The sequence below is a fragment of the Marinobacter profundi genome (assembly GCF_002744715.1).
Taxonomy (GTDB): Bacteria; Pseudomonadota; Gammaproteobacteria; order Pseudomonadales; family Oleiphilaceae; genus Marinobacter; species Marinobacter profundi.
The window spans coordinates 202,710-227,387 of record NZ_KZ319367.1 but is presented as its reverse complement, the minus strand read 5'-3'; the positions used below and the strand labels follow the sequence as shown (position 1 = coordinate 227,387).

Here is a 24,678-nt window from a genome sequence, read left to right as displayed (position 1 = left end):
AGCGCGGACAAAACGATAGACTAGCGCGCATTCGTGGTAGTGCGTATCCGGCCTCCGGACATCCGGAGCAGCCGATGTTTGGTGACGGTATACTCTGCCGGACACCGGGAACTGGTTTCAAGACTCAAGGAATTCCTCATGGCCGCATTTCTCCAGAAACTGTTCAAGTCCCGCAAAAATACGGTGACACCGCCCCCGGCCCAGCTCCGTAATCCGCGCCTGCCCGACAAAGAGGAAGACCAGCGGCCGAACGAACAGGATGCCAGGAGGGAACAACAGCAAGCCTTGCTGGCCAACGGCGCCGATGAACTGCAACTGGAAGAACTGGCCTTGGCCGGTGTCACGGCCGAAATCCGGCTCAAGGCCGCGAATGGCCTGACGAACCGGGAGGCCCTGCAACGGGTTCAGAAAGCCGCCAAATCCCGCGACAAGGGTGTTTACCAGGTGGTCCGCCAGAAGCTGACCGTGATCCGGGAGGCCGAGGAGCAGCGCCAGCAAACCGTTGCCACCATCGAGCAGCTCGTCAAACAGGCCTCCGACCAGGCTGCCAGCGAGGACACCAAGCTGTTCCAGGCCCGTCTGGAAACGCTCCTGAAACAGTGGTCAGAGGTCGAGTCTGCTGCCAGCACAGCGCAGACCGCGGCGTTTCTGGAGGCCGTTCACAAATGCCGGGAACGTCTCCGGGACCTGCAGGCCGCTGCCGAGAAGTTGCAGCAGGACGAGCAGAAAACCGGCCAACGGGAAGAAACCCTCACCCTGCTGGCACAGACGCTGGATGAACTCAAGACCCACCCGGACGACGCGCTGCCGTCCCTCTCATCTCTTGACGCCCTGCAGAAGACCCAGGAAAACCGCTGGCTGGAAGCCACCCGGGATACCCAGGTCAGCCAGCAGGAACAGAAAGCCTACCAGAACCTGATGCTGCCCCTGCGCGCCTACATTACCGCTCTGCGGGCACTGGTACAGCATCGGGACGAGCTCACGGAACTGGCTTCTGCCGGCAATCCCGCTGATGAAACCTCGACCCAGCGAGCGGCAGAGCTGATCAAAGAGATCAACTGGCCGGTCGATTACGCCAAGCCCGCCCTGCTTAAGGCCCTGGCCCAGGCGGCCGGCAAGAAAAAACAACCAGCCCCGGCGACCCGAGCGGTCGTTGACCAGTCCAGCCAGGTCGCCGAACTGACGGCGGTCATTGGCAAGCTGGACCAAGCGCTGGAGGCAAAACAACTCAAGGAATCCCGCCAGCTGTTCAAAACCGCCCAGCAACAGCTGAAGGCCCTTGATCATCGCCACGGCAAGCCTTTCCAGGCGCGAATGCAGCTCCTCGGCGGCCAGTTACGGGAGCTGTCCGACTGGGCGGGTTTTGTTACCCAGCCCAAGCAGGTCGTTCTTTGTGAACAAATGGAGTATCTCGCGGAACAGCCCATGGAACCGGAAGCCAAGGCAACCCGCATCAAGGAGTTGCAGAATGAGTGGCGGGAGCTGGGCGGATCATCCGACCGGACGTTGTGGGCACGTTTCAAGCAGGCCTCCGATGCTGCCTACGAGCCCTGCAAGGAGTACTTCTCGGCGAAGTCCGGGCTGAAGCACGCCAACCTGCAGAAACGGGAGGCCATTTGCCGGGAGCTGGAGACGTTTGTCGGGCAGGCAGACTGGTCTGCCATCGACTGGAAAGCTGCAGAACGAATTCACCGAACCGCGCGGGACGAGTGGAAAGCCGCCTGGCCAGTCGAGTTCCGCGACAATCGCGGTGTCCAGAAGCAGTTCGATCACCTGCTGCGGCAAATCGAAGAGCCCCTGGATGCCGAGCGTACCCGTAATGAAGCGCTCAAATCAGACATCGTCCAGCGTGCCGAAGCGCTCATCAGTCACGAACCACTCAGCGAAGCGATGAACCTGGCCAAGTCACTGCAGGAGGAGTGGACCGCGGTGGGCATTACCCGCCACCGGGAAGATCGCAAACTGTGGCAGGCATTCCGCAAAGCCTGTGACGCCATCTTCGCCCGCCGCGAGGCGCAGCGGAACGAACAGCAAGAGGAAACCCGCCAGGCAGACCGCCAGCTTGAAGAACTCCTTGGCCGTACCGGCCAGTTGAACGAGCAGGCTCCACAGCAGGAGATTGCAGCCCAGCTGGAACAGCTGCGCGCTACCGCCGCCCTGCAAGTATCGAAAGCCCAGCGCGAACGGCGCACCCGCGAAGAACAGCGCCTGGCCGCGCTGGTTGACCAACAGCGTCAGGCCGCTCGCGTGCAGGAGTGGATTCACGCAGTACGGGGCCGGCTGGATGGCAGTCTGGAGCCAGGCAGCTTACCGAGTGACTGGCAAAAGCGCGCTGTCGCTCTGCAGGATCTGCCCACTGCCGAGCTGGTCATCCGTGCGGAGATTCACGCCGGCGTCCCCTCTCCGGATCAGGATCAGGGCCGCAGGATGGAAGTGCAGGTACAACGCTTGGCGGAAGGCCTGGGTAACCACGGCGGTCCGGAAACTGGTGATCCGCTGGAGGCTTTGGTCGCGGCCTGGTGCCTCGATGAAAGTCGCGACGACCTGAGCGAAGAGTTCGCCTCCCGTCTGATCCGGACACTGGAAGCCCCCCGCACCTGAAGCCGCTCGCCAACGGATCACGATCCCCCGCGGGCCGGACCTTACCGGCCCGCTCTTTTTACCTGGAGCAGACTCCCGGACCTGACTCGCGACGACCGCCGGAGTAACCGCCGGCGTAACCAACTGAGTAATCGCCAGAGTATCCGCCAGCCACCACGCCCTCGCGCTAGGTCCTCTGCGCCACTCCTATCCACTCCCTCCTCTTCCCAGCCAGCCGCGATTGAGCAGTTTCGCCAATCCGATTGGCAGCGCGCGTCATTACCCAAGTGGTACCCGAACCGCTATGGTTAACCCTGGTAATCCTGCTACCGCCACAATCACAATCAGAGGAAAAGAGATGACCACCGAGGCGTATATCTTCGATGCAGTCCGTACTCCGCGGGGCCGCGGCAAAAAAGACGGTGCCCTGCACAGCGTCAAACCCGTCACGCTGCTTACCACCGTGCTCCGGGCACTGCAGGAGAGAAATGGCCTGGATACCGCCCAGGTCGATGACATCGTCATGGGCTGCGTAACGCCGGTGGGCGACCAGGGTGCGGATATCGCCAAGACCGCTGCGCTGGCAGCAGACTGGGATGAAAAAGTGGCCGGTGTCACCCTCAACCGGTTCTGCGCCTCTGGCCTGGAGGCGGTCAATCTCGCCGCCATGAAAGTCCGTTCAGGCTGGGAAGACCTGGTAGTTGCCGGCGGTGTCGAGGCCATGTCACGGGTTCCCATGGGGTCCGACGGCGGCGCCTGGGCCCTCGACCCGGCGACCAATCTGCACACCGGGTTCATGCCCCAGGGCATAGGTGCCGACCTGATTGCGACCCTGGAGGGTTTCAGCCGCGAAGATGTCGACAACTTTGCCGTAAAATCCCAGCAAAAAGCCGCTAACGCCTGGGAGAAAGGGCACTTTTCCCGCTCGATCGTCCCGGTTACCGATCAAAATGGCGTGGTGATCCTCGACCGTGACGAGCATGTTCGTGGCAACACTACCCTTGAATCTCTCGCCGGCCTGAAACCGTCATTCCAGATGATGGGTGAACTGGGCTTTGACGGCGTGGCCCGGGAAAAATACCACTATGTGGAAAGAATCAACCACGTCCATCACGCTGGCAATTCGTCCGGCATCGTTGATGGAGCCACCGCCATGCTGATCGGTAGCGAGGCCAAGGGCAAGGCTCTGGGGCTGAAACCCCGGGCACGGATTGTAGCCACGGCCGTCACCAGCACCGACCCGACCATCATGCTGACCGGACCGGCCCCGGCCGCCCGCAAAGCGCTTGAAAAAGCCGGCATGACCGTGGACCAGATAGATCTGTTTGAAGTGAATGAAGCCTTCGCCTCGGTAGTGATGCGCTTCCAGCGGGAGCTGTCGGTGCCCGATGAAAAAGTGAACGTCAACGGCGGTGCAATCGCCATGGGCCACCCACTCGGGGCTACGGGCGCCATGATTGTCGGCACCCTGATGGATGAACTGGAGCGCCGCGAACTGCGCTACGGCCTCGCCACCCTCTGTGTGGGCGGCGGCATGGGTATTGCCACCATTATTGAACGCGTCTGAATCCGACACTTTTTCTGCAAGGAGAACCGATTATGAGTGCTATCCGTTACGAGCTGGATTCAGACCAGATCCTGACCCTGACCATCGACATGCCCGGGCAGTCCGCCAATACCATGAACGGCGCATTCCGCGAAGGCCTGAGCGAGACCGTCAACAGAGTGAAGACGGATCTCGACGCCATCCGAGGCATTATCGTTACCTCGGCCAAGAAGACCTTCTTTGCCGGCGGTGATCTGAACGAGCTGCACCGCGTTACCAGGGCGCAAGCCAGCGAGTTTGAAGCCATGGTGAACGGCCTCAAGGCCGACATGCGCTTCCTTGAGACCACCGGAAAACCCCTGGTCGCGGCGATTAATGGCACCGCACTCGGTGGCGGCCTGGAAATCGCGCTCGCCTGTCATCACCGGGTGGTAATGGACGATGACAGCATCCAGCTGGGCCTGCCGGAGGTCACCCTGGGACTGTTGCCCGGTGGCGGCGGTACCCAGCGGCTGCCGCGGATGATCGGCCTGGAGGCCGCCTTCCCGTTCCTGATGGAGGGCAAAAAGGTTACTCCCGGGGCGGCGCTGAAGGCAGGCATCGTGGATGAGCTGGCCGGATCCCCGGAGGAGCTGCTGAACAAGGCCAGAGCGTTCATTGACGCCAATCCGAAACGCCAGCAGCCCTGGGACCAGAAAGGCTTCAAACTCCCGGGCGGCGCGCCCCACCACCCCGCCATGGCCCAGAAGCTGGCCATCGCCCCGGCCATGCTGAGACAGAAAACCAAAGGCTGTTACCCGGCACCGGAGCGCATCCTGTCTGCCGCCGTGGAAGGTGCCCAGGTCGATTTCGACAATGGCAGCCTTATCGAAACCCGCTACTTCACCGAGCTCGTCACCGGCCAGGTCGCCAAGAACATGACCAGCACCTTCTGGTTCCAGCTTAATGCCATCAAGGCCGGCGGCAGCCGCCCCGAGGGGGTTGCCGGGGAAACGTTCCGCAAGGTGGGCGTACTGGGCGCCGGCATGATGGGAGCAGGAATTGCCTACGCCACCGCCAGTCGTGGCATCGAGGTCATCCTCAAGGATGTCTCGGTGGAAAACGCGGAAAAAGGAAAGAGCTACTCGGAGAAACTGCTGGCCAGGAAAGTCAGTCGCGGCCGCATGAGCGAAGACCAGAAAGCGGCGGTCCTCAGCCGTATCCGGGCAACAGACTCGGCCGCCGACCTCGAGGGCTGCGACCTGGTGATCGAGGCAGTCTTTGAGGACAGTGACCTCAAGGCCCGGGTTACCCGGGAGGCGGAGCCGAAGCTGGTGACCAACGGCATCTTTGCTTCCAACACCTCAACCATCCCCATCACCCAACTCGCCGACGCGTCTGCCAGGCCGGAAAATTTTATCGGCCTGCACTTCTTCTCGCCGGTCGACAAGATGCAACTGGTGGAGATCATTGTCGGCGCCCGAACCTCCGATGAAACCCTGGCCCGCGCCTTCGACTATGTTCAGCAAATCGGCAAGATTCCCATCGTGGTCAACGACAGCCGCGGGTTCTTCACGTCTCGGGTGTTCGGCACCTTCGTCAATGAAGGTATTTCGATGCTGGCCGAGGGTATTCACCCGGCCAGTATCGAAAATGCCGGGCTGCTCGCCGGCATGCCCGTCGGCCCGCTGGCCATCTCTGATGAAGTCAGTATGACCCTGATGCAGCATATTCGGGCCCAGAGCCGGAAAGATACCGAAGCCGCCGGCGGGACCTGGCGGCCTCATCCGGCCGAAGCGGTGATCGACCGGATGGTGGACGAGTTCGGTCGCAAGGGTAAGGCCGCCGGCGCAGGCTTTTATGACTACCCCGCCAATGGCAAAAAGCACCTGTGGGCCGATCTGGAAAGCCTGTTCGTGGACTCCGCCCGGGCACGCAATGTGGCGCTGCAGGACCTGAAGGACAGGATCCTGTTCATCCAGGCCATCGAGACCGTTCGCTGTCTTGAGGAAGGCGTGCTGCGAACTGTTGCCGACGCCAATATCGGCAGTATTTTCGGCATTGGCTATGCGCCCTGGACCGGCGGTGCCATCCAGTTCATCAACCAGTATGGAGTGCGCGCCTTTACCGCACGAGCCCACGCCCTGGCCGATCAGTATGGCGAGCGCTTCAATCCTCCGGCCCTGCTGCTGGAAAAAGCCGAATCAAATACTGACTTCGCCTGACCGGAGACCGGAGAGGCCTCTGGCCTCTCCGGTTCTCTCCTGTACCTCCCCACCCGCACGTGTTTCCCCAAGGGCTTGCCGCCCTAACCTGCCTTCACTAGCCCGGGGCCAAACCTGACACTATCATGGACAGATTGTCACATAGCGACACTCAATGGCTATGGCAACCAATCTGGCGCTTGCCTACAATGAATCAGACATGTCAATCTGATCGGATCCCGGCTCCGTAATCGTTAACTACGGTGCCATGCCCCAATTCCGGCGGCAGGATCATGACCAAATATCAGGTACCAACGCTTATGATGATCGCGGAACGCTTTAACGCCCGGACCCGAGCAACCTCACTCCCGGGAAGTCTCCGCCGAACGGGCCGCGCCCTTGTTCTCGGCCTGGCATTGCTGCCCGTCGGGCTGCACGCCGCCATCGATCGGGAAACCCTGCCCGCCTACGAGGCGGTCGCACCGACCGTCGATCAGGCACGGGCCAATATCCTGATTGCCCGGCAGCTGCAGTTTACCCACTTCCGCGATCGTGCCATTGACGACAGCCTGTCCAGCGATGTGTTTGATGCCTACCTGGATTATCTGGACGGCCAACGAATCTATCTGACCCAGCAGGACATCAACAGCCTGGACCAGGCCCGTTTCCGGCTCGGCTCGGCCCTGAAAACCGGTCAGCTGCAACCGGGCTTCGATATCTACAACATCGTCCAGCAGCGCATTATCGAGCGGCTGAACTTTGCGCTGTCCGTCATCGACCAGGGCATCGACAAGCTGGATTTCAGCACCAGCGAACAAATCCTGCTTGATCGCTCCGAAGCCGGCTGGGAATCGGATACCGCTGCGCTCAACAAGCTCTGGGTCAAGCGCATCAAGAATGCGGTGCTGGCCCAGCGCCTGAATGGTACCGACGACGAAGCCATTACCGACACCTTGCGCCGCCGCTATGAAGGCCAGCTCAAACGTGCCACCCAGGTGCGCAGTGAGGATGCCTTCCAGGCTTACATGAACGCCTTCACCGGCATGTGGGATCCCCACACCTCCTATTTTTCTCCGCGCACCTCGGAAAACTTCAACATCAACATGAGCCTGTCCCTCGAGGGCATTGGCGCAGTGTTGCAGTCCGACAACGAGTACACCAAGGTGGTCCGACTGGTGCCCGGCGGGCCCGCGTCCAAGCAGGGCCAGCTGCAACCGGCTGACCGGATTGTCTCGGTAACCCAGGAAGACGAGAAAAAGCCCGTCAATGTCATCGGCTGGCGCCTTGATGAGGTGGTGGACCTGATTCGCGGCCCCCGCGAGTCAGTGGTAACACTGGAAGTTATTCCGGCCAACGCCACGGACGAGACCGTCACCCGTACCATTGCCATCAAACGCGACAAGGTGAAACTGGAAGAACAGAGCGCCAGCAGCGATACCATCAATCTCGAACGCAAAGGCCGCGAGTACCGTATCGGCGTCATCCAGATTCCCACGTTCTATGCCGACTTCAAGGCCATGCAGCAGGGCGACCCCAATTACAAGAGCACCACCCGGGACGTTCGACGACTGATCGAAGGACTTGAAAAGGAGGGCGTGGAAGGCCTGGTGATCGACCTGCGCAATAACGGGGGCGGAGCCCTCCACGAAGCCAATGACCTCGTCGGGCTGTTCATCGACGAAGGTCCCACGGTACAGATCCGTAACTCCAGCAATGATGTCCAGGTACTCACCGACCAGGACCCGTCTGTGGTCTACGACGGCCCGCTGGTGGTACTGGTGAACCGGATGAGCGCCTCCGCATCGGAGATCTTCGCCGGCGCCATCCAGGACTATGGCCGCGGCCTGGTGGTGGGGTCCCAGACCTTCGGCAAGGGCACGGTACAAGCAGTCCGGCCGCTGAATCACGGTCAGCTGAAGATCACCCAGTCCAAGTTCTACCGGGTTTCCGGCGGTTCAACACAGCACAAGGGCGTGGTGCCGGATATCGAGATCCCGTCCCGGATCGACAAGACCCGCATAGGTGAAGATGCCCTCGACCACGCCCTGCCCTGGGACCGTATCGAGGCGGTCCTCCATGACCGTTACTTCGACTTCAGCGGCATTATTGACGAACTGCGCCGTCGCCATGACGAGCGCTTCAACGAGAATCCCGAGTTCCGCCTGCTGCAACAGGAAATCGATTTCCTCAATGAGCAGCGGGAAATGAATTACGTCAGCCTGAACATTGACGAACGCAAGGAATACCAGTCCCGCATCGAGCGGACGCGACTGACCATTGCCAATGCGCGGCGTGAGATCCGTGGAGAGGCCCCGTTCGAGACCTTGAAGCAGCTGGAAGACTGGGAAGATACCCAGGCGGCGGACCTCGACAACACGGACGAAGAACTGGACTTTGTCGTCCGCGAGGGTGGCCACATCATGGCGGACATGCTGGAACTGGACCAGCGCATGGCATCCATTGAAATGCCCCGCCCGATCACCGCCCAGGCCCAGTAAACGGGACCCATCGTTACCGGACTCACAACAGGCGGGCGGGCAGCACGGATGAGCGCGAAGGACGAGGACGACAAGCAACGGGCCCGGCGCATTGAAGGCATGCTGATGGATGCCCTCCATGCGATGAAATCCATGGACCAGGTGGCCGAGCTGGAAAAAACCTCCGGGGCTGACGGGGCGGTGCTTACGCCACCGGATCATACCCGCCCGGCGGAAGACGAGGAATCCCTGCTAGGCCGCATTGCCGGGCTTACCGAATCGGCGCTGAGGTTTGCTGCCCGGTCAACCGACACGTCGCTGAGGGTCGGACGGGCCCTGATCAACTCCCAGGACCAGCTGCGGATGATGCTGGCTGCCGGAAAATCCCTGAAGGACATCCGGGAAGTTGCCGGGCTCACCCTGACGGAAATGAGCGAAGCCCTGAACCTGCGGGACAAGACCATTCTTGAAGCCATCGAGAACGGCACCAGCACCCTGTCCTTTGAACTGATCCTGCGCCTTGCGGCGCTGATCGCCCGCAATGACCCGGTCCCGTTTATCCTGCGGACCACCCGGAACTACAACCCGGAAGTGTGGCAGATTCTCGACGACTGGGGCGTCGGACGGCTGCCGCTGCAGTTTGAGCGGGAGCGGGAATTCATCAACATCTTCCGCCGCCACGATGACGCCCGCAACCTGTCCGATGAAGGCTTTCGCAAGGTACTGGAGTTCACCCGCCAGAGCTTTGAGATGTCCCTGCACTTCATTGAAGAGCAAGAGCGGGAAACCGCAGACCTGAAAGCCCGCCTGGAACAGACGACCGGTCAGGCTCCGGAGCAGGCCAAATCGGGAACGTCCGCCAACAAGGCGTCACGGGCAACCCGGAAACCGCGCTGACCGGTTACCACCTTCTCCGGCTCAACCTTCGCCGACTCACCCTTCGCCAAACAGTTTCCGCATGCCGGTGATGTCGGGGTTCCTGACCACCCCCTGCTCGGTCACGATCACGTCGATCAGGCTCGCCGGCGTCACATCAAACACCGGATTGAACACATCCACGCCGTCGGGAGCCAGCGGAATGCCGCGGATCTGGCGCAGCTCGCTGCCTTCCCGCTCTTCAATGGGGATATCGGCGCCGGACGCCAGGCTCATGTCCACGGTGCTGGAGGGCGCCACCACCATGAAGCCAACCTTGTGATGCCGGGCGAGAACCGCCAGGCTGTAGGTCCCGATCTTGTTGGCCACATCCCCGTTGGCGGTGATCCGGTCCGCCCCGACGATCACCCAGCGCACGTCGCCTCGGGCGAGGATCCAGGCCGCCGCGCCATCAGCATTGAGAGTCACCGGGATACCGTCCCGGGCCAGTTCCCAGGCGGTCAGCCGGCTGCCCTGCAGCCAAGGGCGGGTCTCGTCGGCAAAAACCTGTTGCAGCCGTTTTTCCTCGTGGAGCCTCCGGATAACTCCGAGGGCCGTACCATAGCCGCCCGTCGCCAGCGCTCCGGTATTACAGTGGGTCAGCACCGAGAAAGTGCCGGATTCCTCCATCACGGCAACCGCATGGCCCGCCATCGCCAGGTTGGCCGCCAGGTCTTCCCGATGGATGGCCTCCGCCTCCGCCGCAAGCCTGTCAGTGGCTTCGGCCAGCGAGCCGCAGGCTGCGAACACCTTTTTCATGCGTTCCAGTGCCCAGAACAGGTTCACCGCGGTGGGGCGGGAGGCAGCCAGCTCGTCGATCGCCTGGCCGATTTCCGCCTTCCAGTCACCGCTGCCGGCGTGGCGAGCCGCCAGGGCCACCCCGTAGGCCGCGCTGATACCGATCGCCGGGGCACCGCGCACCACCATATCCCGGATGCTCTGGGCAACTCCGGACGCCCCATCATGGGTCAGCCAGTGTTCTTCGCCCGGCAGCAGCCGCTGATCCAGAAGGTCAAGGCTGTGGCCGTGCCAGCGAATGGCCACGGTACCGATGGAACGTGGTGAGGTCTTGGTCATTGCAATACTCCCGGAGGGGTGGAAAAAACCGCGTCAGTATACCCGTTTTGGCTGAAACCGCAGCCACAGGGTAGTCGCTAACCATGGCTCTCGTTATACTTTCCGGCTACATTCCCCATCCCGCCAACAAGCGGTAAAGGCAGACTGAATGGCAGCAGATACCATCATTGCCGCAGATACGCGCATCAACGCCCGCTGGGTAATTCCTGTCCAGCCGGCAGGCATTACTCTCGACCATCACGCTGTGATCATCCAGAGTGACCGCATTATCGCGGTGGTCCCCCAGCCGGAGGCCGACGCCCGGTTTCACGCCCGGGAAACCATCGACCTCAATAACCATGTGGTGCTGCCCGGGCTGATCAACATGCATGGTCACGCGGCCATGTCCCTGTTCCGCGGGATGGCCGACGACCTGCCGCTGATGGCCTGGCTCAGCGACCACATCTGGCCGGCGGAAGGCAAGTTCATCGACGCGGCATTTATCGCCGACGGCACCCAGCTGGCGATGGCAGAAATGCTGCGCACCGGCACCACCACGTTCTCCGACATGTACTTCTATCCCGAGGTGGTGGCGGAAGTCGCCCACGACACCGGCATGCGGGCCCAGGTGTGCTTCCCCCTGCTGGATCATCCCACGGTCTGGGGATCCGGCCCCGATGAATACTTCGCCAAGGGTACGGCGCTGATTGACCAGTGGCAGGGCGATCCCTGGATCATGCCCGCCATCGGTCCGCATGCCCCCTACACCGTCTCTGATGAACCGCTACTCCGTGCAGCAGAGCTGTCCAGGGCGCGGGACGTCAATTTGCAGGTCCACCTGCACGAAACCGCCTTCGAGGTCAGTGATTACATGGAGCGGGCCGGCAAACGACCAACAACCCGCCTGGCCGAACTCGGCGTGCTGGGGCCGCGCACCCAGTGTGTCCACATGACCCAGATTGACGCTACCGATATCGGTCACCTCCGCACCAGCGGTGCCCATGTCATCCACTGCCCCGAGTCCAACCTCAAGCTCGCCAGCGGCTTCTGCCCGGTGGAACAATTGCGGCGCGAGCACATCAATGTCGCGATCGGTACCGACGGCGCCGCCAGCAACAACGACCTGGACCTGTTTGGTGAACTGGGCACTGCCGCCCTGATGGCCAAGGCCGTCGCCGGCGATGCCGCGGCCCTGTCGGCCCACCAGGCGCTGGCCATGGCGACCCTTGACGGAGCCCGCGCCCTGGGCCGGCAAGACGACCTCGGGTCGCTGGAAGCCGGTAAACTGGCAGACATCATTGCCGTCGACCTGAGCGACCCATTCCTGCAACCGGTGTACGATCCGGCATCCCACTTGGTCTACAGCAATCACGGCCGCCAGGTGAGCCACAGCTGGATTGGCGGCGTACCCCAGGTACAGGAAGGCAGGCTGACCCGGATCGATGTGCCAGACCTGATGCTCCGCGTCAGGGCGTGGTCCGAGCGTATTCGCAGCAACTGAAGCAACCCATACAGGCAGAAGCAGGCCCATGAGCAACCAGAATGTAGATCACAACGAAATCGCCAAGTTCGAAGCCCTCGCCAGCCGCTGGTGGGATCCGACCAGCGAGTTCCGCCCGCTGCACGACATCAACCCGCTGCGCCTTAACTACATTGACGAGCGCGCGCCGCTGGCCGGCAAGCGTGTGCTGGACGTAGGTTGCGGTGGCGGCCTGCTGGCCGAGGGCATGGCCCGGCGCGGTGCCCATGTGACCGGCATCGACATGGGCGAGGCACCGCTGTCGGTGGCCCGCCTCCACGGCCTGGAAAGCGGCATCCAGGTGGACTACCGCCAGATAACCGTTGAGGAACTGGCGCGGGATCCGGAACACGCCGGCCAGTACGACGTGGTCACCTGCCTGGAAATGCTCGAGCACGTGCCCGATCCGGCGTCGGTCATCCAGGCCTGTGCCACCATGCTCAAGCCGGGCGGTCACCTGTTCGTGTCGACCCTCAACCGCAATCCGAAGTCGTTCCTGTTTGCCATCGTGGGCGCCGAATATGTCCTCGGCCTGCTGCCCAAAGGCACTCACGAATGGCGCAAGTTCATCCGCCCGTCCGAGATGTCTGACTTCCTGCGCCAGGCCGGGCTGGAAATCCGCGACCTGACCGGCATGACCTACAATCCGCTCACCAAAATCTATCGCCTGGGCCGGGACGTAGACGTCAATTACATGATGCACGCCGCCGATGATCGCGGCCAGGCAGAAGCCTCGTGAGCACGCCCCCGAGCACGGTGCTGTTCGATCTGGATGGCACCCTGATCGACACCGCACCGGACTTCATCCGCTGCCTTAACCTGTTACGGGGCGAATTCGGCCTTGCCGCCCTGCCCGCCGAGCAGATTCGCCGCTCGGTTTCCAACGGCGCGCGGGCGATGATCGAGGTGGGTTTCGGCCTGTTGCCCGAACACCCGGACTACGCCGGACGTCACGCCGCCTTCCTCGACCTCTACGAGGCTGGCGTGGCGGAAGAGACCCGGCTGTTCCCCGGTATGGAGGACGTGCTGTTCGACCTGGAGCAACGCAACATCCCCTGGGGCATCGTCACCAATAAACCGGAACGTTTCACCACGCCGCTGCTGGCCGCCCTGAACCTGGCATCCCGCTGCGCCGCGGTGGTGTGCCCCGATCATGTCCGCGTCCGCAAGCCGGACCCGGGAGCCCTGCTGCTGGCCTGCCACCAGATTGGCGCTGACCCTGCCGACGGCATTTACGTAGGCGACCACGTGCGTGACATCGAGGCTGGCCGTAACGCCGGCATGACAACGGTTGCGGTACGCTATGGCTATATCGAGGAACCGGAATCGGTTGATTTATGGCAAGCCGACCTCATTGTTGACAGCGTCACCGAACTGGCAAAGCTGTTACAATGCCGGCCTACAAATTCCTGACTGTTTCCCAGACCGGAGACGTTTTTATGCAAGATTACCAAGCGCCGTCCGATCTCCTTAAGGACAGAATCATCCTGGTGACCGGTGCCGGCAGCGGTATTGGCCGCGCCGCCGCCAAGGCCTATGCCGCTCACGGAGCCACTGTGGTTCTGGTCGGCAGAACCCTGGCCAAGCTGGAGTCGGTGTACGACGAGATCGAGGCCGCGGGACATCCGAAGCCCGCCATCGTGCCGATGAATTTCGAAGGTGCCGCAGTCAAGGATTACGAGGAGCTGGCCATGACCCTCGAAGACAATTTCGGCCAGCTCGACGGCGTGCTCCACAACGCAGCCATTCTGGGTGACCGCAGCCCGGTGGAATTGTACGACCCGGAAACCTGGAACAAGGTCATGCACGTCAATGCTACCGCCCCGTTCCTGCTCAGCCGCGCGCTGATTCCGCTGCTGCGCAAATCCGGCGATGCGTCGGTGATCTTCACCTCATCCGGTGTTGGCCGTCGGGCCAAGGCCTACTGGGGTGCCTATGCGGTATCCAAGTTTGCCGTTGAAGGCCTCAGCCAGCTGCTGGCCGACGAGCTGGACGATGAGCGCAACAACATCCGCGTGAACAGCCTGAACCCGGGTGCTACACGCACCAATATGCGGGCCCATGCCTACCCGGCAGAAAACCCGCAGCAGAACCCCGCCCCCGAAGAGCTGATGCCCATATACCTGTACCTGATGGGACCAGACAGCAAAGGGGTGAACGGCCAGCAACTGGACGCTCAGCCGAAGTAATGGAACTGGTTTTCTACACCACATCCCAGTGCCATTTGTGCGAGCTGGCCGAAGCCCTGCTTGTCAGCACGCCCATGCAGGAACCCATTCCGGTGGATGCCATAGACATCGCCCAGTCGACAGAACTGGTAGAACGTTATGGCACCCGCATTCCGGTATTACGCCGGAATGATACCGGGGCCGAACTGGACTGGCCGTTTGACCGCGACCAGCTGCTGGATTTTCTGCAGCCCTGATCCTGAATTGTTGAATGAGGTATGCCCGACATGCTGATGGTAGTTTCACCAGCCAAGACGCTGGACTATGAAAGCCCGCTGGCGACGGAGCGCTACACCCAGCCGGATTATCTGGATGATGCCTGCGAGTTGATCGACCAGCTCAAGGAGCTTGAGCCGCACCAGATCAGTAACCTGATGAGCATCAGCGACAAGCTCGGCCAACTCAACGCCGACCGTTTTCGCAACTGGCATACCCCATTCAGCCCGGCAAACGCCCGCCAGGCGGTGCTGGCGTTCAAAGGCGATGTCTACACCGGGCTGGAGGCAGAGACTTTCAGCGACCAGGACTTCGAGTTTGCCCAGCAACACCTGCGCATCCTTTCCGGGCTGTACGGCCTGCTGCGCCCGCTGGACCTGATGCAGCCCTATCGCCTGGAGATGGGTACCCGCTTCGAGAACCGTCGTGGCAAGGATCTCTACGCCTTCTGGGGCAGCAAGATCACCGACGAACTCAACCGCCTGCTGGCCAGCGACGACGGTGTGCTGGTCAACCTGGCCTCCAACGAGTACTTCCGGAGTGTTCGCAAGAAAGACCTGAACGCCCGACTGGTCACCCCCCAGTTCAAGGACTGGAAAAACGGCCAGTACAAAATGATCAGTTTCTATGCCAAGAAAGCCCGCGGCCTGATGTGTCGCTACGCCATCCAGAACGGCATTACCCAGGCAGATGACCTCAAGGGCTTTGACCTTGAGGGCTACCGTTTCAGCGCAGAAGATTCCGACCGGGATAACTGGGTTTTCCTGCGGGACCAGGCGTAACGGTTCACCGTTTGCCATCGATGGGCACCCTTTTCCAATTGCTATTTTTCCGGAGTAACCAATGAACGAAGCAGTATTTTCCCAGGTTGCCATGCTGGTCTTCCTGACCGGCCTGATTGTCTGGATGGGCTTTATTGTCTGGGACCTGGCCAAGAAATCCCAGGCCGGCAAGTTCGGCACCATTGCCCTGTTTACCGTGCTTGGCGCCGGCGTCGTCGGCTTTATCGTCAAGACCGTGTTGGTCGAGATCATGCAGATCTGACCTGTCGCCAGACCGACCCTTTACGGCTACCAGCGGTGGCCGTATCATCCCCCCTCCTTTCTGATCCCAATCTACTCCACTCCGAGAACAAGGACTGACCGCCATGTGGTTCCGTAACGCCCGGGTTTTCCGTTTTACCAAGCCCTTTGACATCACCGCAGAAGCGCTCGAAGAAAAGCTCCTGGCCGATGCCTTCAAGCCCTGTGGACCTCAGGAAACCTACCGTCAGGGCTGGGTACCACCGCTGGGTAAGCGCGGTGAGCAACTGGTTCACAGCGCCGGTGGCTACCACCTGATTGCCCTGCGCAAGGAAGAGAAGATCATCCCCGGCGCGGTGGTCAAGGAACTGGTGGAAGAGCGTGCCGAAGCAATTGAGGCGGAACAGGGCCGCAAGGTGCGCAAGAAGGAAAAAGACGAGATCAAGGAACAGGTCATGCTGGAAATGCTGCCCCAGGCGTTCTCCAAGAATCGCCGCAGCTTTGCTTACCTGGCCCCGCAAGACGGAGTGCTGGTGGTGGATGCCGGGTCAGCAAAGCAGGCCGAAGACCTCGCCTCGACCCTGCGCAAGAGCTTGGGCTCACTGCCGGTACGGCCACCCGCCGTGGAGCAGGCCCCGGCGTTCACCTTTACCGGCTGGCTGAACGAAACCATTGATCTGCCCGCTGCCATCACCCTCGGCAACGAGTGCGAGCTGAAAGACCCTTCGGAAGATGGCGGAGTGGTACGCTGCAAAGGCCTCGACCTGCACTGCGACGAGATCCGCAACCACCTGGCGGCGGGTATGCAGGTGACCAAGCTCGCGGTGACCTGGGATGACAACGTATCCTTTATGCTGGATGAGGAGCTCGGCATCCGCCGGCTGAAATTCGGCGAAACCCTGCAGGACCAACTGGATGATGTCGAAGCGGACGATGCCATCGCCCGCTTTGATGCCGCCTTCACCCTGATGACCCTTGAGCTGTCACGGCTGATTCCCGGCCTGCTGGAGGCTCTCGGCGGCGAAGACCGCTCGGCCATCATCGACGAGGCCTGACCCCCGCCGAAAATCCGGTTGCCGGCCAGCAGCTGTGCAGGTCGGCAACCGGCGCCCGGCCGGCGCTTACAGGCTCAGTGGGATGAGCGGCTCAGCCGCTCTCTCTGCCAGTCCTTTTCCGGTTCATTCAGCACCAGGCGCAAATCCATTACCTCCTCATCCGGGTTGTAATGGATCTCGAAGCCCAGGTGCTCCGCCAACTGCAACATCGGCCGGTTATCCGGCAACACGTTACCCACCATCTCCTTGGTGCCCTTGGCGCGGCAGTAATCGATCATTTTCTGCATCAGGGCGACGCCCAGCCCCTCGTGCTTCATCTTGTCGTGCACCATCACCGCAAACTCGCAACGCAGGTTATCGGCATCGGTCCAGGTGCGCACGGTACCCAGGGTTTCCTCCCCTTCGCCGTCTTCCCGCGGCGCATTGGCAATAAACACCATCTCCCGGTCGTAGTCGATCTGCACCATCTGCGCGACGTCCTCGCGGGAGAAGTGCTTGCGGTACTGGAAGAAACGGTAACGGATGGACTCCGGCGACTGCAGTTCGTGGAACACCCGGTGGGCCGGCTCATCTTCCGCCAGCACCGGCCGGATGATCACCCGGCGCCCGGACTTGGGCAGCACAATCCACTCCTCCAGCTCCCGCGGATAGGGCTGGATGATGGGTCTGCCAGGCTTGTCCGACAGGTCGATGGCCACATTGACCGCCACCGAACCATTCTCGTTGAACAGCAACGGCGAGATCTCCAGGCCCTTGATCTCCGGAATATCAATCACGATCTGGGACAGGGTAACCAGGGTTTCCGAAACCGCCCGGATATCCTCCTCCGGATGGTAGCTGTTTTCCTTCAGCAGCTTATACATATAGGTACGACGCAACAGCTCCCGCGCCAGCACCATGTTCAGCGGCGGCAAGGCAATCTGGCGATCGGTGATCACGTTGATCTGGGCACCGGCGGCACCGCAAACCACCAGCGGGCCAAAGACCGGGTCCCGGGTAATACCCACGCTGAACTCGATACCCCCCACATGCTGGTAGGAACGCTGCACGGCAAAGCCATGAAACCCGCTGTCCGGATGATGCTCCAGATACTCTTCCATGAGGATCCGGCAGGAGTCGATGATGGCAGCTTCGCTGTTGAGGTTCTGGATCGTCGAGGTCACCCGCTTGCGGCCCGAGCCGAGCTCGCGGAACGGATGGCAGTAATCCTCATGAATCAGCGTCACATCCACCGGCCGGCGTTCCACCGCGAAGGCTTCCAGAACCTCCTCGATGTCGTCACAGTAAATGGTCTCAATGGTGTTGATCCCGTAATCCCGGATCACGTCACGGGCTTCCCGGTTGGTCAGGTGCTTGCGCTCGCTCCGCAGGGCGCCGAGTACCAGCCGCTGCGCCAGCGTACGGTCGGCAAAGTGGTCGGTGAAGGATTCCGGGGTTTCGGTGAGCAGGCGCTGCACCCGCTGGTGGCGGACATGCTGCATGAACGCGGTGACTGCCTTCTCCGGCGAGAAAAACGACGGCAGGCCGGCACGGTAAAACTCGTCCCGCGCCTCCATCACCGTGCTCTGCCCCAGCCAGCAGGTAAATACATTCAACCGGGTACCCTTGACCGCCTGCACCACCGCGTCGGCAATCTGCACGCTGTCCTCAGTCAGGCTGGGGGCGTACATCACCAGGATATTGGCCACTTCGGGGTCTTTCGCCAGCACCTTGATGGCCTTGGCGTAGAGCTCCGGCGAGGCATCGTAGTTCAGGTCGATCGGGTTCTTGCGGGACCAGTAGGGAGGCAACAGCTCGGCCAGGGCCTCGATACTGGTCTCCGACAATTGCGCCAGTTCACCGCCCAGATGGGCAAGCCGGTCCACCGCCATCACCCCGGGGCCGACGCCGTTCGCCATGATGGCAAGAGACTCGCGCCGCAGCGGACGCATCCGGGTGAGGGTTTCGAGGGCATCAAACATCTGCCCGAGTCCGTCCACCCGCAACACCCCCGCGCGCTGCAGCATGGCATCGTAGATCGGGTCGCTGCGGGTCAGGCCGGCTGGCAGGTCATGGGGAAACCATTCGGACTCGGGCACCCGCCCGCTCTTGACCGCAATCACCGGCTTGGTGCGGGACGCCACCCGCACCGCCGACATGAAACGCCGGGGGTTGGGAATATTCTCCATGTGCAGCAGGATGGCCCGGGTCTGGGTATCCTGGGCCAGGTAGTCGATCAGGTCGTCATGGTCGATATCCATGCCGTCCCCGAGGGTGAGAAAGTAGGAAAAACCCACCCCGCGGGCGAAGGCCCAGTCAATCACCGAGCTGGCAATGGTGCCGGACTGGCCGACAAACGCGACCTTGCCCGGAATCGCGCCCATGTGGGCATAGGTGGCGTTCAGGCCGCGGGCCGGCACCATCAGCCCGATGGTGTTGGGGCCCAGCACCCGAATGCCCACCTCCCGGGCCGCATCGCGGACCGAGTACATCAGCGGCTGTCCGGTCTTGCTGTGGGCACGGGACATACCCCCGGTCATCACAATGGCCGTTCGCACCCCGGCCTCGCCCAGCCGTCGCACCATTTTCGGCACCGTATCCGGCGGCGTACAGACAATGGCCAGCTCCGGGCTGAAGCCCATCCGCGACACTTTCTTTACGCAGGGCACGCCATGGACGTTCTCATAGTCGCTCTGGTTCACCACCAGCAACTTGCCGGGATACCCTCCCCCCAGCAGGTTACGCAGCACCATCCCCCCCAGGTTATCGGCCCGCTCCGAGGCGCCCACCACCACAATTGAACCGGGATTAAACAGGCTTTCCAGATACCGGGTACCCAAAGGGGCCTCCTTGTGTTTCAAAATCAGGCGTTTCTGTTACACCTATCTTAGGCGCTCAGCGGTTGATGTAAAACGACTATTCCCGTTATAAGACCAAAGAAACGCGGCAGCCCCCGGGTATCCCTGATACCATTGACGAAAATAACAGCAGCACGGGGATTCAAGGCACACCATGACCACCGCGTTTTTCTCCCACGATGATTGCATGAAGCACCAGATGGGGCCGGAACACCCGGAGTCTCCGGAGCGTCTCGCAGCGATCATCAGCTACCTTGCCGACACCGAGCTCGAAGAGAAACTGGACTGGATCCGGCCTGACGAAATCACCCGCGACCAGTTACTGATGGTGCACCCCGAGCGTTACCTGCAGCAGCTCGACATGATGCAGCCGACCCGTGGCCGCGTATTCACCGACCCCGACACCGCGATGATGCCAGACACCCTGCGGGCCGCGCGGCTGGCGGCCGGCGCCAACGTACAGGCGGTCGACATGGTGCTCAGCAGCCAGGTAACCAACGCATTTATCTGTGCCCGGCCACCGGGCCATCACGCCGAACGCACCAAATCCATGGGTTTCTGCTTCTATAACAACATCGCCCTGGCCGCCATGCGGGCGCTGAACTTCCATCACCTGGAGCGGGTCGCCATCGTGGATTTTGATGTCCACCAGGGCAATGGCACGGTGGATATCGTCAGCGGAGATGAGCGCATCCTGATGTGCTCGAGCTTCCAGCATCCGTTCTACCCCCATTCCCACGTCTATCAGCAGGCGGACAACATCGTCAATGCGCTGATCCCGGCCAACGCAACGGCCGCAGAGTATCGCGAGGCGGTGGAAGCGAGCTGGCTGAAACGACTGCAGGCGTTCAAACCGCAACTGGTGCTGGTTTCAGCCGGCTTCGACGGCCACCGCCTCGACCCGATGGCCGAGCTCAACCTGGAAGCGGACGATTACCGCTGGCTGACGGAAATGCTAACGGAAGTGGCCCGGGAATATGCCAACGATCGCCTCGTCTCCACCCTGGAAGGCGGCTACCATCTGAAAGCCCTGGCGGAAAGCGTGGCCGCCCACCTTGAGGTGCTGACCTCGGTGTAGCTGATCAGGGCATAGTTGGTCCGGAGGGAAAGGGACGCCGGCCGGCAACAAACGGATTCTGCATCTGATATACTCTCGCCGTTTATTCTAATGGCCATCACCTGCAATGGAATTCCGCCGCCCATGACCGATCAACTGACCATCACTCGCCCTGATGACTGGCACCTGCACGTTCGCGACGGCGCCATCATGGCGGATGTCGTGCCTGCGTCCGCCCGCTGCTTCGGACGCGCCATCATCATGCCGAACCTGGTGCCGCCGGTCACCACCCGGGACCAGGCCCTGGCCTATCGCGAGCGGATTCTGGCCGCGGCCGGCGATACCGCGTTCAACCCGCTGATGACCCTGTACCTCACCGAGAGCACCACACCGGAGCAGATTCGCGAGGCGAAAGCGGCCGGTGTGATAGCGGCCAAACTCTACCCGGCAGGCGCCACCACCAACTCGGATTCCGGCGTTACCGACATCCGCAACATCGCCCCGGTGCTGGAAGCGATGGCGGACTGCGGCATGCTGCTGCTGGTTCACGGCGAAGTCACCGACGCGGAGATTGATATTTTCGACCGGGAGAGCGAATTCCTGAAGCGGGTGCTGACCCCGACCCTGAAGAACTTTCCCACCCTGAAGGTGGTGCTCGAACATATCACCACCGCGGAATCCGCGGAGTTTGTCCGTAACCACACAGGCGACAACCTGGGCGCCACCCTGACGCCGCAACACCTGATGTATAACCGCAACCACATGCTGGTGGGCGGTATCCGGCCGCATCTGTACTGCCTGCCGATCCTCAAACGCAACCGCCACCAGCAGGCATTGCAGGAAGCGGTGAGCAGTGGCGACCGCCGCTTCTTCCTCGGTACCGATTCGGCGCCCCACGCCAGGGACCGCAAAGAGGCGGCCTGTGGCTGTGCCGGATGCTACTCCGCGTTTGGAGCCATCGAGCTGTACACCGAAATCTTCGACAGCCTGGGCATCCTCGACAAACTGGAAGCCTTTGCCAGTTTCAACGGGGCCGACTTCTACGGCCTGCCCCGCAATACCGATACCATTACCCTGATCCGGGAACCCTGGACCATGCCCGAGTCGCTGCCGCTGGCAGACGGCACCATTGTTCCCCTGCGCGCCGGCGAGACCCTCGCCTGGCGCCTGCAAACCGCGCGATAATCAAGGAGCCCGAGTGACTGAAGAAAATACCCCCCACCCCATGTCCAGACGCTTCCGCGGTTACCTGCCGGTGGTGGTGGATGTGGAGACCGGAGGCTTCAATCCCCGGACCGACGCCCTGCTGGAGATAGCTGCGGTACTGCTGACCATGGATGAGGACGGCCGCCTGCGCCGCGCCGAGACGGTGGTGCAGCACATTGACCCGTTCGAAGGCGCCAACCTGGAGCAATCTGCCCTGGATTTTACCGGCATTGATCCGTGGAGCCCGGACCGGGAAGCCGTTCCCGAGCGCGAGGGCCTGAGCGAAATCTTCAGCCCGATCCGCAAGGCGGTCAAAGCCCACGACTGCAAACGGGCCGTGCTGGTGGGCCACAATGCCACCTTCGACCACAGCTTTGTGTTCGCGGCAGCCATGCGCGCCGACATCAAGCGCAACCCATTCCACCCGTTCTCAACCTTCGACACCGCCACCCTGGCCGGTCTGGCGTACGGCCATACCGTGCTGGCCCAGGCCTGCAAGCTGGCGGGCATACCGTTCAGCAACAAGGAAGCCCATTCCGCCGCCTACGATGCCGAGAAAACCGCAGACCTGTTCTGCGGCATCGTGAACCGCTGGCAGGAACTGGGCGGCTTTCCGCCGCCAGCACTGGCGGAAGACGACGACTGCTGACCTGGATCAGATAACAAAAAACCCCCGCCAAGGCGGGGGTTTTTTGTATGGCCTGTACCCCGGCAACTTCCCTACCAGTAAATACCCCGCATGATCGCCGCAAAGGCAACCTGCTCGGTAGACACCTTCGGCTTCTCGCCGGACTTGGAGCCCGCCGCTGCCGGGGAATCGGGGAACATCCGGTAACCGGTATTCATGATGATCTCACCCATTTTCGGTGCCAGCGAGTGCAGCACGGAAGCAAACACACCCAGGCGGGTAGCAATCCGCTTCGGCCGGTACACAATGGCATCCGCCACCATTTGCGCGGCTTCTTCCGGCGTCAGCGTCGGAACCGAGTCATAGATCTTGGTGGGCGCAATCATCGGGGTCTTCACCAGCGGCATGTTGATGGTGGTGAAGGTCACGTTGCGGTCGGACCACTCGGCCGCAGCACAACGGCTGAACGCATCAAGGGCGGACTTGGACGCCACGTAGGCGGAGAACCGCGGCGCGTTGGTCAGTACCCCGATGGAGGAGATGTTGATCACATGACCGCGACGGCGCTCCAGCATCGCCGGGGCGAAACCCATGATGAGCCGGACCGAGCCGAAGTAGTTCAGCTGCATGGTGCGCTCAAAGTCATGGAAGCGGTCAAACGACAGCGCCAGTGAGCGGCGGATGGAACGGCCGGCGTTGTTCACCAGCACATCCACATGGCCGTGGTTATCCAGCACGGTTTTCACAAAACGGTCGCAGTCTTCCATGTCGGCGAAGTCACACTGATAGGCGTGGACGTTGCCGCCCTTGGCCTCCAGGCTGGCTGCTACTTCATCCAGGGTTTCCCGGGTACGGGCGCCGATCACCAGAATGGCACCCGCTTCCGCCAGTTTTTCAGCGGTCGCCAGGCCAATACCGGAGGTGGCGCCGGTCACCACGCAGACCTTGCCTTCAACGGTGCCGCGCAGGGTGCGGTCCTTGAACAGGTCGGGGTCCAGGTTACGCTCCCAGTAGTCCCAGATCACCGGGGCGTAATCCGGCAGCCGTGGCACACGGATACCGGAGTCCTTCAGCACCCGCTCCGTCTCACGGGCGTCAAACCGGGTGGGATAGTTGATGAACGACAGCACTGACGGCGGAATACCCATGTCGTCCAGCACCGCCGAGGTCAGCCGCTTGACCGGAGGCAGGTTCTTGATGCTCTGGCGAATGAACGGCGGAATGAAGCCAAACATGCGGGAATCCACCCGCATGGCCATCCGAGGGGCATGGCCGGCATCGGAGAAGATGTTGAGAATCTCCCCCACCTTGTAGGGGTCGGAATCCACCAGGTGGAAACACTGACCGTCCTCGCCCTCAAGATGGGCAATGTGATCCATGGCATCCACCACGAAATCCACCGGCACAATATTGAGACGGCCACCCTCGATACCGATGGTCGGCACCCACTGGGGCAGCGCGTGGCGGATCTTCTGGATCATCTTGAAGAAGTAGTAAGGCCCGTCCACCTTGTCCATTTCACCAGTGCGGGAATGGCCGATCACCATGCCGGGACGGTAAATACGGAAGGGTACCTTGCACTCCTCCCGCACCACCTTTTCGGATTCGTGCTTGGTCAACAGGTAGGGATGATCGAGCTTCTCCGCTTCCTCAAACATGTCTTCCCGGAAGGTGCCCTTGAACAGGCCGGCGGCAGCAATGGACGAGACATGATGGAAGCGGGTTGCCTGCATCGCGGCGGCAGCGTTACAGGCATTGCGGGTGCCTTCGATGTTGGCGACCTTTTGCGCGTCTTCGTCGGCGCCCATGTCGTAGACGGCCGCCAGGTGGAAGAAATGGTCAATGTTTCCTTTCAGGCCCGCCAGGGTGTCATTGTCGATACCGAGGTTCGGACTGGAGAGGTCACCGATCACCGCCCTGACCCGGGATTCATCAGCACCCCAGCGCTCACGGAGGGCGGCCAGTTTGTCCTGCGATTGCTCACGGACCAGGACATGCACGGTACCACCTCGTGCCAGCAACTTGTCTATCAGAAAACGACCGATAAAACCGGTTCCACCCGTCAGAAAATAATTCATTGATCATCCATCCTGCTTATTGCTCGATTGTTATCTCCATTGCTCCGGGACCCTGCCAGCCGCAACCCCAACCGG

19 protein-coding genes are annotated in these 24,678 nt (G+C 61.7%); 16 read left to right on the top strand and 3 right to left on the bottom strand.

From position 1 onward, the window contains the following. Nucleotides 1-138: 138 nt before the first annotated feature. The 5 genes from CLH61_RS00965 (at nt 139) to CLH61_RS00945 (ending at nt 9,683) form a co-directional block, all read left to right on the top strand. Complete coding sequence (locus CLH61_RS00965) at nt 139-2,601, top strand: DUF349 domain-containing protein (RefSeq protein ID WP_099612838.1); 2,463 nt, start codon at nt 139-141, stop codon at nt 2,599-2,601. A 337-nt stretch (nt 2,602-2,938) separates the two neighbouring features. Continuing rightward, nucleotides 2,939-4,147, top strand: coding sequence for an acetyl-CoA C-acetyltransferase (locus tag CLH61_RS00960; protein ID WP_099612837.1), 1,209 nt, complete (start codon nt 2,939-2,941; stop codon nt 4,145-4,147). Between the two features lie 32 nt (nt 4,148-4,179). Then, nucleotides 4,180-6,330, top strand: a complete 2,151-nt coding sequence (locus tag CLH61_RS00955) for a 3-hydroxyacyl-CoA dehydrogenase NAD-binding domain-containing protein (RefSeq protein ID WP_099612836.1) — start codon at nt 4,180-4,182, stop codon at nt 6,328-6,330. A gap of 299 nt (nt 6,331-6,629) precedes the next feature. Beyond that, complete coding sequence (locus CLH61_RS00950; protein ID WP_099612835.1) at nt 6,630-8,807, top strand: carboxy terminal-processing peptidase; 2,178 nt, start codon at nt 6,630-6,632, stop codon at nt 8,805-8,807. 48 nt (nt 8,808-8,855) lie between these two features. Then, nucleotides 8,856-9,683 (top strand): helix-turn-helix transcriptional regulator, encoded by an 828-nt coding sequence (locus tag CLH61_RS00945; protein ID WP_099612834.1) that lies wholly within the window; start codon nt 8,856-8,858, stop codon nt 9,681-9,683. A gap of 36 nt (nt 9,684-9,719) precedes the next feature. Here CLH61_RS00945 and mtnA read toward each other — a convergent pair whose 3' ends face one another. Continuing rightward, entirely contained in the window at nt 9,720-10,778 is a 1,059-nt protein-coding gene (mtnA, locus tag CLH61_RS00940) for an S-methyl-5-thioribose-1-phosphate isomerase (protein ID WP_099612833.1), read from the bottom strand. A 148-nt stretch (nt 10,779-10,926) separates the two neighbouring features. Here mtnA and CLH61_RS00935 point away from each other — a divergent pair, with 148 nt between their 5' ends. The 8 genes from CLH61_RS00935 (at nt 10,927) to rdgC (ending at nt 16,797) form a co-directional block, all read left to right on the top strand. Beyond that, on the top strand, nt 10,927-12,258 hold the full coding sequence (locus tag CLH61_RS00935) for a TRZ/ATZ family hydrolase (protein ID WP_099612832.1): 1,332 nt from the start codon (nt 10,927-10,929) through the stop codon (nt 12,256-12,258). A 28-nt stretch (nt 12,259-12,286) separates the two neighbouring features. After that, nucleotides 12,287-13,015, top strand: a complete 729-nt coding sequence (gene ubiG, locus CLH61_RS00930) for a bifunctional 2-polyprenyl-6-hydroxyphenol methylase/3-demethylubiquinol 3-O-methyltransferase UbiG (RefSeq protein WP_099612831.1) — start codon at nt 12,287-12,289, stop codon at nt 13,013-13,015. Next, the gene (locus tag CLH61_RS00925; RefSeq protein ID WP_099612830.1) at nt 13,012-13,689 is read left to right on the top strand and encodes an HAD family hydrolase; all 678 of its coding nucleotides are present in this window, start codon (nt 13,012-13,014) and stop codon (nt 13,687-13,689) included. Before ubiG ends, CLH61_RS00925 begins: the two co-directional genes overlap by 4 nt. Before the next feature lie 26 nt (nt 13,690-13,715). After that, on the top strand, nt 13,716-14,465 hold the full coding sequence (locus tag CLH61_RS00920; protein ID WP_099612829.1) for a YciK family oxidoreductase: 750 nt from the start codon (nt 13,716-13,718) through the stop codon (nt 14,463-14,465). Further along, nucleotides 14,465-14,701: a glutaredoxin family protein gene (locus tag CLH61_RS00915; protein WP_099612828.1), complete on the top strand. Its 237-nt coding sequence runs from the start codon at nt 14,465-14,467 to the stop codon at nt 14,699-14,701. The genes CLH61_RS00920 and CLH61_RS00915 overlap by 1 nt, the downstream gene beginning before the upstream one ends. Before the next feature lie 30 nt (nt 14,702-14,731). Continuing rightward, a complete protein-coding gene (yaaA, locus tag CLH61_RS00910) occupies nt 14,732-15,502 on the top strand; it encodes a peroxide stress protein YaaA (RefSeq protein WP_099613211.1) in 771 nt (256 codons plus the stop codon). Nucleotides 15,503-15,563: 61 nt separating this feature from the next. Then, complete coding sequence (locus CLH61_RS00905; RefSeq protein ID WP_099612827.1) at nt 15,564-15,764, top strand: DUF2788 domain-containing protein; 201 nt, start codon at nt 15,564-15,566, stop codon at nt 15,762-15,764. Between the two features lie 103 nt (nt 15,765-15,867). Beyond that, entirely contained in the window at nt 15,868-16,797 is a 930-nt protein-coding gene (gene rdgC / locus CLH61_RS00900) for a recombination-associated protein RdgC (protein ID WP_099612826.1), read from the top strand. A 74-nt stretch (nt 16,798-16,871) separates the two neighbouring features. On the opposite strand, the gene CLH61_RS00895 is transcribed toward rdgC, so the two are convergent. After that, the gene (locus CLH61_RS00895; RefSeq protein ID WP_099612825.1) at nt 16,872-19,616 is read right to left on the bottom strand and encodes a bifunctional acetate--CoA ligase family protein/GNAT family N-acetyltransferase; all 2,745 of its coding nucleotides are present in this window, start codon (nt 19,614-19,616) and stop codon (nt 16,872-16,874) included. 172 nt (nt 19,617-19,788) lie between these two features. Here CLH61_RS00895 and CLH61_RS00890 point away from each other — a divergent pair, with 172 nt between their 5' ends. The 3 genes from CLH61_RS00890 to rnt all read left to right on the top strand — a co-directional run bounded on the left by CLH61_RS00890 (nt 19,789) and on the right by rnt (nt 22,546). After that, nucleotides 19,789-20,712: a histone deacetylase family protein gene (locus CLH61_RS00890; protein ID WP_099612824.1), complete on the top strand. Its 924-nt coding sequence runs from the start codon at nt 19,789-19,791 to the stop codon at nt 20,710-20,712. A gap of 123 nt (nt 20,713-20,835) precedes the next feature. Then, nucleotides 20,836-21,876: a dihydroorotase gene (gene pyrC / locus CLH61_RS00885; RefSeq protein WP_099613210.1), complete on the top strand. Its 1,041-nt coding sequence runs from the start codon at nt 20,836-20,838 to the stop codon at nt 21,874-21,876. A gap of 40 nt (nt 21,877-21,916) precedes the next feature. Continuing rightward, complete coding sequence (gene rnt / locus CLH61_RS00880; RefSeq protein ID WP_273167657.1) at nt 21,917-22,546, top strand: ribonuclease T; 630 nt, start codon at nt 21,917-21,919, stop codon at nt 22,544-22,546. A gap of 71 nt (nt 22,547-22,617) precedes the next feature. On the opposite strand, the gene CLH61_RS00875 is transcribed toward rnt, so the two are convergent. Next, nucleotides 22,618-24,603, bottom strand: a complete 1,986-nt coding sequence (locus CLH61_RS00875) for an SDR family oxidoreductase (RefSeq protein ID WP_099612822.1) — start codon at nt 24,601-24,603, stop codon at nt 22,618-22,620. Between the last annotated feature and the right edge of the window lie 75 nt (nt 24,604-24,678).